At 64.0% G+C, this 17,679-nt stretch carries 18 protein-coding genes; 9 read left to right on the top strand and 9 right to left on the bottom strand.

The genetic code is table 11. The annotated features are described in order from the left end of the window. Positions 1–28: 28 nt before the first annotated feature. A complete protein-coding gene (locus AUR64_RS06285; protein ID WP_058581102.1) occupies positions 29–850 on the bottom strand; it encodes a shikimate dehydrogenase in 822 nt (273 codons plus the stop codon). Positions 851–1,022: 172 nt separating this feature from the next. Here AUR64_RS06285 and AUR64_RS06280 point away from each other — a divergent pair, with 172 nt between their 5' ends. From AUR64_RS06280 to AUR64_RS06260, 5 genes are all read left to right on the top strand, one after another. Further along, positions 1,023–2,366: a sodium:calcium antiporter gene (locus AUR64_RS06280; protein WP_205628381.1), complete on the top strand. Its 1,344-nt coding sequence runs from the start codon at positions 1,023–1,025 to the stop codon at positions 2,364–2,366. Between the two features lie 57 nt (positions 2,367–2,423). Further along, a complete protein-coding gene (locus AUR64_RS06275) occupies positions 2,424–3,839 on the top strand; it encodes a D-aminoacyl-tRNA deacylase (RefSeq protein ID WP_058581100.1) in 1,416 nt (471 codons plus the stop codon). A gap of 147 nt (positions 3,840–3,986) precedes the next feature. Then, on the top strand, positions 3,987–5,141 hold the full coding sequence (gene ftsZ, locus AUR64_RS06270) for a cell division protein FtsZ (protein WP_058581099.1): 1,155 nt from the start codon (positions 3,987–3,989) through the stop codon (positions 5,139–5,141). 204 nt (positions 5,142–5,345) lie between these two features. Continuing rightward, the gene (locus AUR64_RS06265; RefSeq protein WP_058581098.1) at positions 5,346–5,519 is read left to right on the top strand and encodes a protein translocase SEC61 complex subunit gamma; all 174 of its coding nucleotides are present in this window, start codon (positions 5,346–5,348) and stop codon (positions 5,517–5,519) included. A 1-nt stretch (position 5,520) separates the two neighbouring features. Beyond that, positions 5,521–5,958, top strand: a complete 438-nt coding sequence (locus AUR64_RS06260; RefSeq protein ID WP_058581097.1) for a transcription elongation factor Spt5 — start codon at positions 5,521–5,523, stop codon at positions 5,956–5,958. A 679-nt stretch (positions 5,959–6,637) separates the two neighbouring features. On the opposite strand, the gene AUR64_RS06255 is transcribed toward AUR64_RS06260, so the two are convergent. After that, positions 6,638–6,949 carry a DUF7565 family protein gene (locus tag AUR64_RS06255; protein ID WP_058581096.1) on the bottom strand — a complete coding sequence of 104 codons (312 nt, stop codon included), beginning with the start codon at positions 6,947–6,949 and terminating at the stop codon, positions 6,638–6,640. A gap of 124 nt (positions 6,950–7,073) precedes the next feature. On the opposite strand from AUR64_RS06255, the gene AUR64_RS06250 reads away from it, so the two are divergent. Next, positions 7,074–7,808, top strand: coding sequence for a PHP-associated domain-containing protein (locus tag AUR64_RS06250; RefSeq protein ID WP_058581826.1), 735 nt, complete (start codon positions 7,074–7,076; stop codon positions 7,806–7,808). 115 nt (positions 7,809–7,923) lie between these two features. Here AUR64_RS06250 and AUR64_RS06245 read toward each other — a convergent pair whose 3' ends face one another. Beyond that, positions 7,924–8,412 carry a metal-dependent hydrolase gene (locus AUR64_RS06245; RefSeq protein ID WP_058581095.1) on the bottom strand — a complete coding sequence of 163 codons (489 nt, stop codon included), beginning with the start codon at positions 8,410–8,412 and terminating at the stop codon, positions 7,924–7,926. Between the two features lie 163 nt (positions 8,413–8,575). Between AUR64_RS06245 and AUR64_RS06240 the strand changes: the two genes are divergently transcribed. Beyond that, positions 8,576–9,283, top strand: a complete 708-nt coding sequence (locus tag AUR64_RS06240) for a metallophosphoesterase family protein (RefSeq protein WP_058581094.1) — start codon at positions 8,576–8,578, stop codon at positions 9,281–9,283. Between the two features lie 42 nt (positions 9,284–9,325). Here AUR64_RS06240 and AUR64_RS06235 read toward each other — a convergent pair whose 3' ends face one another. Next, a complete protein-coding gene (locus AUR64_RS06235; protein ID WP_058581093.1) occupies positions 9,326–9,838 on the bottom strand; it encodes a CinA family protein in 513 nt (170 codons plus the stop codon). Between the two features lie 112 nt (positions 9,839–9,950). Here AUR64_RS06235 and AUR64_RS06230 point away from each other — a divergent pair, with 112 nt between their 5' ends. Together AUR64_RS06230 and AUR64_RS06225 are read left to right on the top strand one after the other, a co-directional pair. Further along, complete coding sequence (locus AUR64_RS06230) at positions 9,951–11,048, top strand: pyridoxal phosphate-dependent aminotransferase (protein ID WP_058581092.1); 1,098 nt, start codon at positions 9,951–9,953, stop codon at positions 11,046–11,048. Positions 11,049–11,135: 87 nt separating this feature from the next. Next, the gene (locus tag AUR64_RS06225) at positions 11,136–12,362 is read left to right on the top strand and encodes an ArsA family ATPase (protein WP_058581091.1); all 1,227 of its coding nucleotides are present in this window, start codon (positions 11,136–11,138) and stop codon (positions 12,360–12,362) included. 12 nt (positions 12,363–12,374) lie between these two features. Here the strand turns inward: AUR64_RS06225 and AUR64_RS06220 are convergent, their stop codons facing one another. The 5 genes from AUR64_RS06220 to AUR64_RS06200 form a co-directional block, all read right to left on the bottom strand. Beyond that, positions 12,375–13,199 carry an SDR family oxidoreductase gene (locus AUR64_RS06220; RefSeq protein ID WP_058581090.1) on the bottom strand — a complete coding sequence of 275 codons (825 nt, stop codon included), beginning with the start codon at positions 13,197–13,199 and terminating at the stop codon, positions 12,375–12,377. Between the two features lie 59 nt (positions 13,200–13,258). Continuing rightward, positions 13,259–14,599: a metallophosphoesterase gene (locus tag AUR64_RS06215; protein WP_058581089.1), complete on the bottom strand. Its 1,341-nt coding sequence runs from the start codon at positions 14,597–14,599 to the stop codon at positions 13,259–13,261. A gap of 84 nt (positions 14,600–14,683) precedes the next feature. After that, complete coding sequence (locus AUR64_RS06210) at positions 14,684–15,454, bottom strand: endonuclease V (protein ID WP_058581825.1); 771 nt, start codon at positions 15,452–15,454, stop codon at positions 14,684–14,686. Positions 15,455–15,464: 10 nt separating this feature from the next. Further along, the gene (locus AUR64_RS06205) at positions 15,465–16,400 is read right to left on the bottom strand and encodes a rhomboid family intramembrane serine protease (RefSeq protein ID WP_058581088.1); all 936 of its coding nucleotides are present in this window, start codon (positions 16,398–16,400) and stop codon (positions 15,465–15,467) included. 463 nt (positions 16,401–16,863) lie between these two features. Beyond that, positions 16,864–17,397 (bottom strand): inorganic diphosphatase, encoded by a 534-nt coding sequence (locus tag AUR64_RS06200; RefSeq protein WP_058581087.1) that lies wholly within the window; start codon positions 17,395–17,397, stop codon positions 16,864–16,866. Between the last annotated feature and the right edge of the window lie 282 nt (positions 17,398–17,679).

The following is a 17,679-nucleotide window of genomic DNA, read 5'->3' as shown; positions in this document are numbered from 1 at the left end:
GCCTCCGTATTTAAAAGCCCCCGACAAGTCACAGCCGCGACCGGAGTGCGGCGTCCATCTCGTCCACTGGCGCGTCTCGCCCAGTCCACCGCTCGAAGGCGACGACGCCCTGATACAACAGCATCCACGCGCCGTCGATAGTCGTCGCGCCCACCTCGCGCGCGTCGCGGAGCAGTCGCGTACTCGGCGGCGCGTACACCGCGTCCAGCACCGCGAGACCGTCGTGCAACAGCTCCGCCGGCACCGGCGTCTCGTCGGACTCCATCCCGACACTCGTCGCGTTGACGAGGACGTCGGCCTCTGGAACGGTCGTGGTGAGCGAGTCGAGGTCGCCCGCAGTGGCGCGGCCGTCACTCTCGCCGTCCGCGTTCAGTTCCTCGACGAGTTCCGCTGCGCGCGACGCCGTCCGGTTGGCGACGTGGACCGATGCCCCGTCGTCCGCGAGCGCGAACGATGCTGCGCGACCTGCCCCGCCGGCACCGACGACGACGGCGTCGGCTCCGTCGAGTGAGACGTCGTGACGGGCGAACGACCGGCTGACGCCCGCGGCGTCGGTGTTGTAGCCGCGCGGCCTGTCGCCGGTGAAGTCGATGGTGTTGACCGCGCCGATGCGCTCGGCGAGCGGGTCGGCGTCGACGAGTTCGAGCGCGTCCTGTTTGAACGGAATCGTGACGTTCAGTCCCGCGATTCCGAGCGCGTCAGCGCCGTCGATAGCCGCCTCGACCCGTTCGGGAGCCGCCTCGAACGTGACGTACCGCGCGTCCATGTCGAGCGCGTCGTACGCCGCCTCGTGCATCGGCGGCGACAGCGAGTGGCCGACCGGGTTACCGACGAGTCCGAACACCTGCATACCTCGCGGTGGTGACGGAAGCGCAATAAGCACCTCGGCAGCGGCGGAACTGGCGGAGAGAGAGGAACCGACAGAACGGCCCGGAGAGGGGACGAGAGTGGCGAGAACGTTATGTTAGTGGGAGGACTTCGAAGCAGAAGAAATAGGTTCTCCACCTCGGAAAACTACGATGATGAGTTCATTTCTTCGACACCCGTTGATGGCCGTTGCGGCCACGACGGGTCTCACCCTCCCGTGGGTCTACGTCTGGGCGACGAACGGTGCGGAGTCGTTACCGCCACTCTGGACCGTCGCCATCAGCGGGATTGCCGTTCTCGGAGCGTCGTTCCTCCTCGCGTGGGGTGCGGAGACGGCCGAGAAAGACGTGCCACGTGCGTTCGCTATCGCCGTTCTCGCGGTGCTGGCTGTCGCTCCCGAGTACGCCGTCGACGCGCTGTACGCGTGGACTGCTGGGGCGAACATGAACTCGCCCCGCGGCATGGAAGCAGCGAACCTCGCCGTCGCCAACATGACCGGCGCGAACCGCATCCTCATCGGCCTCGGGTGGTCCGGCATCGCACTGTTTACGCTCTACCGAGTCGGCAGCTCCGACGACCCGGCGGTCGAATCTCGTTCCGGTTTCCTCTCCGATGTCGTCAAACTCGACCGCGACATCTCGACTGAGATTGCGTTTTTGCTCGCCGCGACGGCGTACGCCTTTTTCGTGCCGTTCAGCGGTGGAATCGGCATCATCGACACGCTCGTTCTCGTCGGCATCTACGTGCTCTACATCGCCGTCATCGTCCGCGGCGACGTCGAAGAACACGAAGAACAGGTCGGCGTCCCCGCGTACTTCCACCAGTACCCGAGAGGTGGTCGTGTCGCCGTCGTCCTGACGCTGTTCGCGTACTCCGGGGCGATGATTTACACCGCCGTCCACCCGTTCGCTCACGGCCTCGAAACGCTCGGGACCGAGTTGGGCATCCCCGCGTTCTTCATGATTCAGTGGATTGCGCCGCTGGCCAGTGAGAGTCCCGAACTCATCGTCGTCGCCTACCTCGTCAACAAGGCGCGCTCGACGGCCGGGTTCAACGCGCTCATCTCCTCGAAACTCAACCAGTGGACGCTGCTCATCGGGACGCTCGCCGTCGTCTACAGCATCGCTGCGGGCGCAGTTGGGCAACTCCCGTTCGACTTCAAACAGTCGGCCGAAATCTGGATTACGGCCGCACAGAGCTTCTTCGCACTCGCCGTTCTCGTGAACTTCACCATCAGCGCCCGCGAGGCCGTCGCCCTGCTCGTGCTGTTCGTCTCGCAGGTCGCAATCGAGTTCCTCCTCATCCGGGAGCTTCTGACACTGCCGTTCGGTATGGGCGCTATCGACGTGCTCCTCGCCTACACAGTCGTCTACCTCGTGCTCGGCGCGGCGCTGTTCGTCGCGCGTCGTAACGAACTGCGGGGACTCCTCGGTCGGACCGCCCACACTGCACAGGACGCCTTCGGTAGCAGTCAGTCGCAGGCCGAACGCGCCGACTGAGTTCTCCCGCAGTCGAATCCCGATTCGTTTTATCGCTGCCTCGCCTACGCCCGGCCAGTGATTGCCATCGTCGTCAGTCGGGCCGACTACGCATCGGAACACATCGGTGACCACCTGCTCGAACTCGCCGACTGGGAGGAACACCAAGACGACACCCGACCGGACGCCGACGGCGGCGGCACCGTCTACCGGACCGACGGCTTCGAACTCCGGACGTTCGAAGACCTCCACGTGTATCTCGACGACCCAACCAACGCGTTCGTCAGCGGTGGGACTGACCAAACTCCCGGGACGGACGCCGACCCCGACCTGCTCGTCTTCGCCTCGCGGCACTCCGGCGAAACGGGGGCGCTTCTGACCGCACACTTCACCGGCAACTTCGGTCCCGAGAAGTACGGCGGCAGTGACCGTGAACTCGCAGAAACCTGTCCGGGCGCGCAGAAAGCCGTCGTGAGCGCGCTCGCCGAACACGCCCCCGACGGCTACGAAGTCGGCATCGAAGCCACCCACCACGGGCCGACGAAGCTCTCGGTTCCCTCGATGTTCGTCGAACTCGGCAGCGACGACCCGCAGTGGGAGGACGCCGAGGCCGCCCGCGCCGTCGCCCGAGCGATACTCGATTTGCGGGGCACGTCGGTGAATCTCGAAGCCGCTGGCGGCGACGACAGCGACGACACCGACAACGGAGACCCGAACCGCCACGTCGTCGGCTTCGGCGGCGGCCACTACGCGCCGCGGTTCGGCCGGGTCGTCCGCGAAACCGAGTGGGCCGTCGGCCACGTCGGCGCGAACTGGCAACTGGACGCGATGGGTGCGCCGGAGACCAACCACGACGTGCTCGAACAGGCGTTCGAACAGAGTGACGCCGAGTTCGCGCTCGTCGACGGCGAGAACCCCGAACTCGAAGCCGTTATCGACGAACTCGGCTACGAGGTGGTGAGCGAGACGTGGCTTCGGGAGGTCGGAGACCGACCGCTTCCGGTCGTCTCGGCGCTCGAAGCCGAACTGTCGACGGTCGACGACGGTCTCCGGTTCGGGCGTCGGCGCGTCGACGACGAGAGCGGGTTTTCGGTCGTCGAGTTCCCCGACGAACTGCTCGCCGAGACGCAGGGCATCGACGCCGACGCGGTGCGCGAGGCAGTGCTCGACCACACCGTCGCCTTCGAAACTCAGGAGAGCGGTACGCGGGCGGTCGGTCGTGCGGCGGTTGCGGGCGACACCGACTACGGCGCGCTCGTCGCAGCGCTGACGGACGTTCTCGAGAGCAAATACGACGAGGTCGAACGCGACGAGGGCAGCGGAGTCGTGCGCGCCCACGAGAGCGCGTTCGACCCCGAGCGCGCGAAGACGCTCGGCATCTCGGAAGGACCGGCGTTCGGTAAACTCGCGGCAGGGCAAGCGGTCGAACGCGAGGGCGAACGAATCGACCCCGAGGTGGTACACGTCGACCGAACGGTCACGTTCCCGTACTGAATCGCCCGATGGGTTTCCGACGAGCTAACCAGTCGGCTATCTGTTCGGATAAATCGGTGGTTACCCACCCGGAAAAATCGTCAGACGACCGTCCGACGCGAGGGGGAAAAGATAATTAAGGCCGCTCAGTAAGCTTTGCGCATAAATATGGACTCGATCGTCGACGAAGCAATAGACGAGGCCGAACAGTCGGGTGGGACCGGCGACGAGCAGTTCGACGCAGAACCGAAGCGCTCGGGGACGATGACCGACGACGAACTGCAGGACATCCTCAAAGACCTCCAGACGAACATCACCGTGGTAGGCTGTGGTGGGGCCGGTGGGAACACGGTCAACCGCATGGCCGAAGAAGGCATCCACGGCGCGAGTCTCGTCGCCGCCAACACCGACGTTCAGCATCTCGTCGACACCTCCGCCGACACGAAGATTCTGATGGGTCAGGAGAAAACGCAGGGCCGTGGCGCGGGGTCGCTCCCGCAGGTCGGCGAGGAGGCCGCCATCGAGAGCCAACAGGAGATTCACGACGCCATCGACGGTTCCGACATGGTGTTCGTCACCGCCGGTCTCGGTGGCGGCACCGGCACCGGCTCGGCGCCCGTCGTCGCCAAAGCCGCCCGCGAGTCGGGTGCGCTCACCATCGCTATCGTTACGACGCCCTTTACCGCCGAGGGAGAGGTCCGACGAACGAACGCCGAAGCGGGTCTCGAACGACTCCGCGACGTCGCCGACACGGTCATCGTCGTCCCGAACGACCGACTGCTCGACGCCGTCGGGAAACTCCCGGTTCGGCAGGCGTTCAAGGTGAGCGACGAAGTGCTGATGCGCTCTGTCAAAGGTATCACCGAACTCATCACGAAACCCGGCCTCGTCAACCTCGACTTCGCCGACGTTCGGACGGTCATGGAGAAAGGTGGCGTGGCGATGATTGGACTCGGCGAGTCCGACTCCGAGCAGAAAGCGCAAGACTCGGTCAAGTCTGCGCTGCGCTCGCCGCTTCTCGACGTGGACATCTCGGGTGCGAACTCCGCGCTCGTCAACGTCACCGGTGGCTCCGACATGAGCATCGAAGAAGCGGAGGGCGTCGTCGAGGAGATTTACGACCGTATCGACCCCGACGCGCGTATCATCTGGGGTACCTCCATCGACGAGGAACTCGAAGGTCAGATGCGGACGATGATTGTCGTCACCGGCGTCGACTCGCCGCAGATTTACGGCCGCTCGGACGAACCACAGGACCAACAGAACCAGCAGCAGCAACAACAACAGCCGCAGCGGACCGAAGACATCGACTTCGTCGAGTAATCGAGTAATCGACGGAGACAACTACAGTCGGTGGGCGCAGCACGAGCGCAGTCGACGGACGACCGGCGACTGTCGACGGACGACCGGCGACTCGCAGCGTAAGACCAGCGTCTGCCGACTCTCGACCGACGGCCGGTGTCGGTGCCACACCGCCCGTCGTGTATTCAATAGATAGAAAAGGCATCACGCTCTATCGGTGACAACATGGACGTAAAATACGATATCGCGAGCTACGTGCGGGTACTGAAGATGGCGAGTACGCCCGAGTGGGAAGAGTTCAGCCAAATCGCCAAAATCGCCGGCGTCGGCATCTTCCTCGTCGGCTTCCTCGGCTTCGTCATCTTCGCGGTGATGAGCTTCATCCCCGGAGGCATGTGAGATGGGTATCTTCGCCGTGAAGACGACGGCGAGACAGGAGCGCACCGTCGCCGACATGCTCGCCACGAAAGAAGAACCGGAGATTCACGCGGTCATCGCACCCGACTCGCTGACGAGTTACGTGATGGTCGAAGCCGACAACACCGCGGTGCTCGAACGCCTGATGGACGAGATTCCCCACGCGCGAAGCATCGTCCCGGGCAATTCGAGTCTCGCGGAAGTCGAGCACTTCCTCTCGCCGACGCCCGACGTCGAGGGTATCGCCGAGGGAGACATCGTCGAACTCATCGCCGGACCGTTCAAAGGCGAGAAGGCTCGCGTCCAGCGTATCGACGAGGCCAAAGACCAGGTGACCGTCGAACTGTACGAAGCGACGGTTCCGATTCCGGTCACGGTCCGCGGCGACCAGATTCGCGTTCTGGACTCCGAGGAACGGTAGTTCCTCGAACCGCGAGCGAACACCGAACAGCGCGTTCGCGTTCTTCGTGCCCTCCCCCGCTCGCGTTGCTCGCTCGACAGAACAGCGAGAACTGATAGCTTCCTACTCCGCCGACTCGACGCTCGCGTGTCCGAGGAGTGCCGGTAGAGCCCTCGTTTTGAGCCTCAGTCGCATTTCAGTTACAGTCTGCTGGAACTGCCGCTGTGAACTTTTTTGAGTCGTCGGGCGATACCTCTCCCGTTCGGAACAACGAATACGCACTGTGTGTTCGGTCTCGCCGAGAGGCCGCTTGGACCGGTTCTACCGAACGTCTGTTCTCTTCGCGTGGTGGTCACGCGGGGCACATCACAGAGCCATCACGTGTTCCGGAACACACGACCGCCCATTATGAGTACCATCAACGACACTGAATCCAGTCGAGACGACGGAGCATCGAAACGCCTGTCGGACGACGAGGCAGGTGTCGAGAGATGACGCGGCAAATCATCCGGTGCGAACGCTGCGGCCGCCCCTACTCGGCCCGAGAGAGAAGCGACGAGACGTACATTCTGCCGACCACCGACGGTCGCTGTAGCGTGTGTGGAAGCGACCGGTTCTCACGCATCTCGGCCGACGAAATCAGTGGCTGAGTGTTTCACGAGAGAACCGCGCTGTCGAACCGCGCCTCGATGACACGGCACTACTCCGACTCCGCGCGTCCGCCGGCGTCTACCTGTTCGACGATACGCTGGAGGTCCGCCTCCGCTTCGATGGCTTCCTGTATCCCCTCGCGCATCCGGACCGCCGCGGAGTCGGCGTTGTACGCGCGGATATACTCCGCGCGGGAGTGTTCGTCGAACGCGTGGCGAATCGCGAAGTAGCCTTCGGGGACGATAGCGCCGCAGACCTTGCACTCGGTCCGCTCGTGTTCGTTGGTCTGGTGTACGACGGCGGACTCGGCGTCTTCGAATCGCCCGTCACAGCCTGCGACACCACACGTCCAAAGTGACATATCCGCCGACATGTAGGGAACTAATAAAACCGTTTTCCCTCGGCCGGCATGCTCGAATAGCAATCCCTAATTGAGTACTCACGAGAGGGAGACTGTGAGTGGAAGCGAACGGACGCGAGTCGACATGCACGTCAAGTGTTTAGACGAGCGTGTCGTCGCCCGAGCGAAGCGTCGCGGCATCGACGTACTCGTCTACGCGCCGCACTTCACGCGCCTGCCGACGATTCGCGCCCGCGCCGAACGATTCTCCGACGACGAGTTGCTCGTCGTCCCCGCCCGCGAACTGTTCACCGGACCGTGGAGCGACCGCAAACACCTGCTGGCCATCGGTCTCACCGACCCGATTCCGGATTTCATCACTATCGAAGGTGCGCTCGCCGAGTGCCGACGACAGGAAGCGGCCGTACTCGTTCCACACCCCGCACTGTTGAACGTCAGTCTCGGCCGCGTCGAAATCGAGGCGTTCGAGGACGAACTCCACGGCGTCGAGACGTACAACGGCAAGTGTTTCCCCTGTCAGAATCGCCGCGCTGCCGACATCGCCGCCAACTTCGAGAAACCCGAGTTCGGGTCGTCGTACGCGCACCTCCGAGGCAACGTGGGGGAAGCGTGGACGGCGTTCGACCGACGTATCGACACGGAGGCCGACCTCACAACCGCGCTCCGTGGGGGCACGTCTCGGACAGTAGAGCATCGACCCGGACTCCGACACCGACTGCGAACGCTCGCGGAGTTCTCGCACCTGGGCTACGAGAACACGTGGGGAAAGATAGACCGTCTCCTTCTCTCGGGAACCGAACCGACCCACCCGCGTCAACTCGTCTACGAGGGGCGGTTCGACGACGTGGCCGTGTACTGAGCGTCGACCGGTTCGCCAGATTCAGTTGCTCGAACCGACTCGACCGTCTGACGACGCCCGGTTCGCCAGATTCAGTTGCTCGAACCGACTCGACCGTCTGACGACGCCCGGACGCTCAGAACCCGAACAGCGCCGTCACCGCGTCGAGACCGCCGTCCAGCGGTACGACGAAGTAATGCACCAACGCGAACAGCGCGACTTCCGCGAGCGTGATGAGCACCGTCACGAGGTCCGCCCACTTGCTCGACGTGGTGACGCCGAACGGGAGACTGTACTCCTTTTTGTACGGGTAGAAAAAGGCCAGTCCGCGCCGACTCCCGAACAGGTCGAGCACGTAGTGGGTGAGGATGCCGACCCAGACGAAGTACAGGTTCTCGAAGAGAATGGGGAACGCGACGAAGATACCGAGCACCAGAAAGTTGTGCAGCGTCTTGCGGTGCTTGCCGAACGCGGTGTCGACGTCGGGAAACAGCGCACCGAGGACGATTGGAACGGAGAGTTCGGCGATAGCGACGAAGGTGGGAACGTCACCCGACGGTTCGAGCACGTAACCGAGACCGATGCTGAGGAGGGCGGCGTTCAACACGTGACCTTTCTTGTTCATCCGACGACGGTCCGTCGAACTGAACCGACACAAACGTTTCCACCTGTCGGCGCGGCGTCGGCCGAGTCGCAGTGTCGTCCCGCTGGGACGCCGGTGTGGCCCCAGTGTGGCGACCAACCGGCCGTCAGGGTTTTTTCTCGCCAGCGATTTCTTTCGTCAACCGATGGATTCGCTCGCTGTCACTCCGGAACACCGGCGTCTCGATGCCGACGACTGGAAGGGAATCTACGTTATCGGCGACGTACACGGCTGTCACCGGGAGTTGGAGGACTTGCTCGACGAACTCGACCCCGACGACAACGAGTTGCTCGTCTTCGTCGGTGACCTCGTTCGAAAGGGTCCGGACAACCACGGCGTCGTCGAACTCGTGCGGTCGCTCGACAACGCCGTCTCCGTCCGCGGCAACAACGAGGCGAAACTGTTCCGCGGCGACGCGACACTGCCGGAACTCACCGACGAGGACATGCGGTATCTGGAATCGCTGCCCGTCGCCATCTCGTGGGACGACAACCTCGTCGTCCACGGCGGCGTCAATCCTCACAGAAAACTGGTCGACCACACGACCGAGGAACTGCTGAACATGCGCGAACCGACCGCCGACGAGTCCTACGGCGGCCCGTTCTGGTGGGAGTACCACGAAGGACCGCCGCGGGTGTTCTTCGGACACACGCCACTCGACAGTCCGGTGGACCGACCGCACGCAATCGGCCTCGACACCGGGTGCGTCTACGGCGGGTCGCTGACGGCGTACGACTGCGCCCGCGACGAGTTCGTCAACGTTCCCGCGCGCGAGACCTACGAGGAACGAAGCGACAGCGACGTGGTGTCGCCACCGGTGGACAACCCGACGCCGTCGACGCCGAGTCAGTAGTTCGGTAGTCGGTATACTGCCTCGTTGGCCAGCGAACGCAGTTCACTCGTCGAGCGCTTCTTCCAACGTCTCCAGCGCCGCCCGCGCGAACTGTTCTTTCACGTCGTGTCGTGACCCGTCGAACTCGTGGCGCGTCGCCGTCACGAACGACTCGCCGGTACCCCACTCGGCGGCGTACGCGAGGCCAACGTACACCGTTCCGACGGGTTTGTCGTTGCTACCCCCGTCGGGACCGGCGATACCCGTCGTCGCGATACCCCACGTCGTGTCGGCGGTGTCTCGGACGCCTTGGGCCATCTCGCGGGCGACGGCGTCGCTCACCGCCCCGTGGTCGTCCAACGACTCTCTGGAGACGGCCAAGAGGTCGCGCTTGGCGTCGTAGGAGTAGGTGACGACCGAGCGGTCGAAGTAGTCGCTCGACCCCGGGACGTCGGTCAGAAGCGACCCGACGAGGCCACCCGTGCAGGATTCGGCGACGGCGACGGTGTCGCCACGTTCTCGAAGCGCGTCGCCGAGGCGTTCTTCGACCGGCAGGTCGTCGGCGTGGTCTCGCATGGTCTGAGGTAAGGAGTCAGGTCCAAAAAGTCTCCCTCCGCCGTCTCCGCAGACGGTCTGTCTCGGCTACCGCGGGCGAAAGAAGCAACTACCCACCGTCCGACGCCGTACCATGGACTACGAGGAACCGTTGTTCTTCCGGGTGATGCGCTACGCCGAGGCCGCCGACCGAGATGTCGTCGACATGGTGAGCGGCAATCCCGACTGGGAACCGCCGGCGGCGCTGCGCGACGGCCTGCGGGAGTTCGCCGACTTCGACGCCGACGAGTTCCAGTACGGCCCGAGCGCCGGCCTCACCGAACTGCGCGGCGAGATAGCCGAGCGTCGCAACGTCGACCCCTCCCAAATCGTCGTCACGAACGGCGCGGGCGAGGCGAACTATCTGGCGATGGCGCGGGCGCTCGAACGCGACGCCGGAGACGGGGTGCTACTCACCGACCCGGTGTACCCGTACTACCCCGGGAAGGCACAGATGCTCGGCGGCGACGTGACACTCGTCCCCGTCGCCGAGGGCGGCGAAATCGACGTCGAGGCGATGCGCGAGGCGGCGACCGAGGAGACGGCGCTCATCGTCGCCAACACGCCGAACAATCCCACCGGCGTCGTCTACAGCCGTGAGACGATGGAAGCACTCGTCTCGCTCGCCGAGGAGGTGGACGCCCTGCTCGTCGCCGACGAGGTGTACGACCACTTCGACTACACGGGCGAGTTCGAGAGTGCGCTCACCATCGACTCCGAGAACCGCATCGTCACCAGCGCGTTCTCGAAGTCGATGGCTATCACGGGTTTTCGTGTGGGCTACGCAATCTTCCCGGAGTCGCTCGTCGACGCCGCAAAAACCCGGCACATGCTCGTCAACGTCGCCGGGAGCAACCCCGCCCAGTACGCCGTGTTGCAGGCGCTTCGGGAGACGGAACCGGAGTACTACGAGGAGACGCGGTCGATGCTCTCGGACCGAATCGCCGCGTTCACCGACGCACTGGACGAAGCGGGCGCGGACTACACCCGGCCGGAGGGGGCGTTCTACGTGCTGGCGCGGTTCGACGGGTTCCCCGGGACGATGGCGAACGTCGAACGACTCATCGACGAGGCAGGAGTGGCAGGAATGCCCGGCGAAGCGTTCGGTCCCGCCCGCGCGGACTGGATTCGCTTCGCCCTCGTCACGCCGCGCGCGCAGGAGGCGGCGAAGCGTCTCGCCGACTACTTCTGAGCCTTCTTCGCAACTCCTCTCGGTATTCTGACGCCCGCTCGACGACTGGACCGACGGGTACACAAACCCTCGGACGCGATGGGGCGTATGGCAAATCTCGACGTGGAACCCGTCGACGGCGTCGACGACTCCGAGGAGAACGACGAGTCGACGGTCGAAGACGACGCGGCGGCGTCGATAGACGTCGAAGTCGAGGCGGCCGACGACCTCTCGGACCTCCCCGGCGACGTTGACGCCGCGGAGTTCGTCCTCTACGGCGGCAAAGGCGGCGTCGGCAAGACGACGATGGCGGCGGCGACGGCGCTCCGGAGCGCCGCCGAGGGGGCGACGACGCTCGTCGTCTCTACCGACCCCGCGCACTCGCTGTCGGACACGCTCGGCGGCGAGATTCCCGCCGAACCGACGCGCATCCGCGAGGACATCCCGCTTTTCGCCGCCGAAATCGACCCCGACGCCGCGATGGACGACGGCCTGTTCGGCGAAGGCGGCGACGGACTCGGCGGAATGGGTGGCATGGGCGATATGTTCGGTGGCATGGGCGGTATGGGCGGTGCTGGCGGACCCGGTGGTCCCGGGGGTTCGAGCGACTCGGGCAACCCCTTCGGCGGCGACGAGAATCCGTTCACCGGCGACGACGGCGAGGGGGGCCACCCGCTACTCGACGGCACGATGCCCGGGGCCGACGAGATGGCGGCGATGCGACAACTGCTCGAACACATGGACGACCCCCGATTCGACCGCGTCGTCGTCGACACCGCGCCGACGGGTCACACGCTCCGCCTGCTCCAACTACCGGAGATGCTCGACTCGATGGTCGGCCGTCTCGTCAGTTTCCGCGAGCGGATGCGTGGGATGATGGACAACCTGAAAGGGATGTTCGGCGGTGCGGACCCCGGGCCGTCGGGGATGGAGCAGTTGGAGGAGGCCAAGGAGCGCATCAAGCGACTCCGTGCGGTTCTCAGAGACCCCGAGCGGACGGACTTCCGGGTCGTGATGATTCCCGAAGAGATGAGCGTCGTCGAGTCCGAGCGTCTCGTCGCTCGTCTCGACGAGTTCGGCATCCCGGTGCGGACGCTCGTCGTCAACCGCGTGATGGAGGACCCCAGCGACGTTGCGGGCATCGACCCTAACTGGATGGTCGCACCCGACCCCGAACACTGCGAGTTCTGTCAGCGTCGCTGGCAGGTCCAGCAGCGCTCGCTCCGGCGGGCGACCGAACTGTTCAGAGGCAGAGACGTGAAACGGGTGCCACTGCTCGCCGACGAGGTTCGCGGTGAGGATGCGTTGCGCGTCGTTGCGGCGTGTCTGGCCTAAAAGCGCTCGTCGCTAGCCGAGTTTTCGCGCGAGGCCGAAGAGACTGTCGCGGATGCCGTCCGGGAGGAAGCGGGCGAACGCGCCGATTTCGGCGACGATGCCGACCGGATAGCGCGCGGCGGGTTTTGTCGCGCTGGCGGCGTTGACGATGTCGTCGGCGACGCGTTGCGGCGGGACGGTTCCCGGTCCTTCGCCGCCGAGCGCCTGATTGTCCTCGAACAGTTTGTATATCGATTCGTACGCGCCGGAACGGTCGAGGTCGGCGAGTTCGTCTTCGACGCGCTCTGTGAACTTCGTCGCAACCGGGCCGGGTTCGACGAGTACCGCGTTTATGTCGTACGGTTCGACCTCCGCGCGAAGCGCGTCGGTCATCGCTTCGAGTGCGAACTTCGACCCCGCATAGACGCCGTTGCCGGGGAAGGAGACCCGGCCGACGACGCTAGAGACGTTGACGATGGTGCCGTCTCCCTCCTCGCGCATGTGTGGGAGCACGGCGCGGGTGAGGCGATGCGGGCCGTAGACGTTGACCGCGAACTGCTTTTCGACGGCCTCGATGGGCACGTCTTCGATGGGGCCGAACTGACCGTAGCCGGCGTTGTTGACGAGACAGTGAATCGCGCCCTGTTCGTCGACGATACGGTCGACGACGCGGTCGATATCCGCTTGGTCGGTTACGTCGAGCGTCGCCAGTTCACAGCCTTCCTCGCCGAGTTGTTCGATGTCGGCGGGGTTGCGGGCCGTCGCGTACACCACCCAGTCCTCCGCGAGAAACGCGCGAGCGGTCGCGCGACCGATGCCGGAGGAACAGCCAGTGATGAGGACAGTCTCTGGTTTCACACCGACACGTCGTCGGCGGGATAGTTAACTGTACGGCGTTCGGCCGGGAACGCGAGCGCTCAGTCGGTGTTCGGTGCGGACGACCGGGTTCTCTCGGATTCGGACTCGGCCGACGACCCGACGACGGTCCGCGCCGGTATCGTCTGCTGTGTCTTCGGCGTCCGAATCAACAGTCGCTGCAGCAGCGTGAGTTCTTTGGGCGCGGTCTTCTCGACGGTCTCGTACTCGAAAAGGACACCAGCGCCCGACTCAGGGTCGGCGCTCACCCGGAAGTAGTTGAGTTGAAACGAGGGGTAGTACACCGGCGGGAGCAGTCCCAGAAGAGCCGGCGTTCGGGTGAACCGCTTGAGCCACGTTCCCGTGTTGACGACGAGACGACCGTCGACGTGTTTTAGCGACGGGCGATGTGTGTGGCCGTAGACGAACGCAACGGCCTCGGGATGGTCTTCGAACACCTCCCGGGCGGCGTCGAGGTAGCTGGCGTCCTGCTCGGTCACTGCTTCGTCCGGGACGAGCAGCCCGAACCGTTCGAGCGTCTTCTTCGCGTCGCGGAAGAAGAAGAACAACGGAACGGCGATGACCGTGAGCAGTCCCGTGATAACGAGGTTGACCACGATGACGAACTCCAAAAGGTCGCCTGCGAAACCCAATCCGCGAAGCCATTCGAAACTGGTGAAGAAGTTCGTCCCGAGAACGGTCGATTCGAGAACGACACCGACGAGGTAGACGAGGCTGAAGTTGAACAAGAGCAAGAACGGAAGCGCCGCGTACCGGAGGAACGGACTCATCTCGCGGTAGTAGTAGTTCGAGAGAATCCAGTACGGAATCTCTTCGAGCGGCGTCAACGACTGCATGTCTTTGAGCCAGTTGTACTTGCCGCGCCCGGAGAGCTGTCCCGCCTTGCTCGTGATGTGACGGTTGACGAAGTAGCCCAGTGGGTTGGCGTGGGGGTTGCCGAACTCCGGGAGACGGTTGTTCGCGTCGCGTTGCATTCCGTGCTCTATCCAGATACGCCTCCCACCCACGTCTCGAACGAGATACAGTTCCCGTTCGAGTTCGACGTTGTACTCGGCGAGTCGGTCGACGTAGTCGGCGTAGCCCGCCAACTCGGCGTCGTGGTTGCCCGGGATGAACGTAATGTCGACCACCTCGCCGGTCGCACGGAACTGTTCGAAGAGCTCCGGATGGTGGTCGACGAGCAGGTCGAACTTTTCGAGTCCCCGTACTTCCGTGAACTCCCAGAGACCGAACGCGTCGCCCAGTACAATCAGTTCGGCGTCTTCGTCCGTGGATTCGAGGCCGCGTAAGAACTCGATGAACTCGTCTTTGAACTCGCACTCCTGCAGTTGTTCGTCACCGCCGATGTGGAGGTCGCTGACGAGGTAGTACACGTCGGCCATCTGATGTCACTAACAGGAGAGGTACGGCCGCGAGAACGATGGGTGTTCGCTCAGCCCGAACGAAATGTCGCCGCGACGTGAGCGTTACGCTGTGTAGTCGCGTTTGACTTCGTCGGCGTAGGCGTCGGCGAGTCGCGTCGGTTCCGGGAGTTTGTAGCTATCGCAGAGTCGTTCCACGAGGTCGACGGTCGTCGCCGCGGAGACGCGGTGACCCGGACTGACGTACAAGGGGTTGATTTTCCGACTCGACGCGTACTGCCGCGACTGGAACGCGTAGCCGATGACCGTCCCGTCCGGGGCGTCGACCCGGTCGTTCGCCTCGATGGCGGTGCGCCAGCCTTCGGGGCGTTCGTCGACCGACTCGCGAGGAGTCCCACAGAGCAGTCCTTTGGCGACGCCGACGCTCGGCACGTCGAGGACGACGCCCATGTGCGTCGCCAACCCGGCCTGTCTGAAGTGGATACGGCCGCTGCCGTCGAAGACGACGAAATCGGGGTCGGTCTCCAGATTCTCGAAGGCGTCCAGAATCGGGCCGCCCTCGCGGAACGACAGCAGTCCCGGAATGTACGGAATCGAGAGGTCGGTGACGGCGGAGGCGCGTTCGACTATCTCGGGTCCGCGGGCGACGACGACGGCGCTCACGGCTTTTTCGTCCAGAAACGCTTGGTCGACGCCAGCGACGAGCGGTCGCTCCTCCTGTGGGACGAGTGTCGTCTCGGCCGTCGAGACGGCCGCGGGGTCGAACGCGAACTCGTCTTCGAATCGGGCCGCGTGGGCGATGTCGCGTTGGAGCGTCTCCATCTCCTCGCGTGAGAGCGTCGGGTCGGGGACGAACTCGGGGCGGGCGGGTATCATCGCTCGGTACTCAGTACCGACGACGGCCGCCACCCATGCCGCCGTTGCCGCCGCCGAAGTTGAGGCGGTTCGGCACCTGTTGTTGGCCTTTGACGTACTGTCCGACCAGCACGCCGACGAAGAGGCCGGCGAGGTGTGCGTAGTGCGCGATGCCGCCGCCGAATATCGGCGTGATAGCGCCCGTCAAATCGAAGAGGACGTAGAAGCCGGTCAGCGCCCAGATAGGCAGCGGAATCGGCGGAATCAGGAGCATCACGCGCAGGTCGGGGTTGACGACGGTGAGGAGACCGAGAATCGCCATCGCCGCGCCGCTAGCCCCGAGGACGGCCGACGCCTCGCCGGTGGCGAGGGCGGTGCCTATCTGTGCCAGACCGGCGATTGCGCCGCTGGCGAAAAACAGGAGCGTGAAGCGTTTCGCGCCGAGATAGCGCTCGACCAGCGGGCCGAAAAAGTACAGCACGAGGCTGTTGGCCGCGATGTGGAAGAACCCGCCGTGTGCGAGGATGGACGTAAACCACGTCCAGACGTACTCGGGGTTCTCGGAGGTCAGAAGGAAGAGGCTCCGCCACGTCTCGCTGACCGCGCCGTAGTAAGTGACACCGGCCCCGTTCGGCGGCAGGCCGCCGGTGAGGAGGTAGCCGACGATGTACTCGGAGATGAACGTGAGCCACATCAGACCGAGGAACACGTAGGTCATGTTGCCGCGGAAGTAGCCGAGCGGACCACCGGTGCTGGTCACGCGGTCGAGAATACCCTCGGAACGGCCGCTGGTCTGGACGCTGTCGTCGAAGTCGCTCTCGAAGACGCCGCTGGGGTCGTCCCACTCGCTCAGTCCGGGACAGTCGTGGTTCTCTGGAAGGCGGTGTTCGGCGCAGAAGGCGTTTCCGCAGCGCCGACACTGGTACGGCAAGCTTTCGTACTCGCCGCACTCGTGACATTCTGCCATTGTGACTCCGTAGTCGTGGGGTCCTAAAAGGGGTTTGCCTCTCGTGCGACCGGAGAGGATAGGCGTTGGCGTTCTGTGTCCGTGTCGGCGTCGTCGAAACGGGAACTCACCACTCGGACGTTGTAGTCCGAACTGACCGACACTTTACCGATTGGCGCACGCGTCCGTGAGAGTGTGGATAACGGCCGTTTCCGGTCCGCTCACTCGGTGTCGTCGTCGTCGTCTCCGTCGTCGACTGTTTCGGGAGCCTCGAAGTTGGTCGGAACGACGGTTACGTGGTCGACGCCGAGTCGCGGTTGTTTCGCTGCCATCTCGACCGGACGTAGCCGACCCGACCACTAAAAATTACCCATGCGCATAATTTATCGCTCGGCGGGGGCGCGATGCACCCGACGAATATCCGCCGAGCGACGAGGAGAAACGAGGTCGTCGGTTGTCGGCCGTAGGGGTGACGGATAGCCGCTTAACCGAAGTGCTCGTTGTAGAGGTCCTGGGCGTGCTCGATAGCGTCCATCGCGGCCTGCTTGTCCTCCCAACCCAGCGTCTCGACTTCTTTGCCTTTTTCGAGGTTCTTGTACGTTTTGAAGAACTCGTCAATCTCGTCGAGTTGCTGCTGGGGGATGTCTTCGAGGTCCTCGATGTGGTCGAAACGGGGGTCTTCGGTGGGGACGGCGATGACTTTGTCGTCCTGTTCGCCGTCGTCGTCCATCTTCATGAGGGCGACAGGGCGTGCCTCGATGATGCAACCGGGGAACGTCGCGTCTTCGACGAGCACCATCACGTCGAAGGGGTCCTCGTCGTCGTAGTACGACTGCGGGATGAAGCCGTAGTCACTCGGGTAGTGAACGTTCGAGTGCAGCACCCGGTCGAGAACGACGCCGGGGATGTCCTTGTCGTACTCGTACTTGTTGCGCTCGCCTTTCAGACATTCGACGACTGCGTAGATGGTTTCCGGTGCGTTGGGGCCCGTTTCGAGGTCTTCCCAGAGATTCGTCATGCGTCCGTATTTCCCCTAAGCGAGGGAAATGGTTTTCGGGACGCGTATGCACGTCGTTCGCACAGTTAGTACGTTCGACAATCCGGCCACAACTTTCATTGGTCCGTTCTGAGTATTCGTCGTTCGAACAGCACGACGGCCCGAGCCGAGTATCCCGGCAAGAACGCGTCGAACAATGTACGCTTGTCGGCGGCAAACAAACGATTTCCGACACGAGAGGTCGTGTTCTAATCGCCAATTAGAGGCGACATTCGGCAGTCCCTACCACAAACAAACGTTGAG

Origin of the sequence: Haloprofundus marisrubri, assembly GCF_001469955.1 — an archaeon.
In the GTDB taxonomy this organism is placed as follows: domain Archaea; phylum Halobacteriota; class Halobacteria; order Halobacteriales; family Haloferacaceae; genus Haloprofundus; species Haloprofundus marisrubri.
The sequence above is the reverse complement of the archived record's forward strand: the minus strand, read 5'-3'. Positions and strand labels throughout refer to the sequence as shown.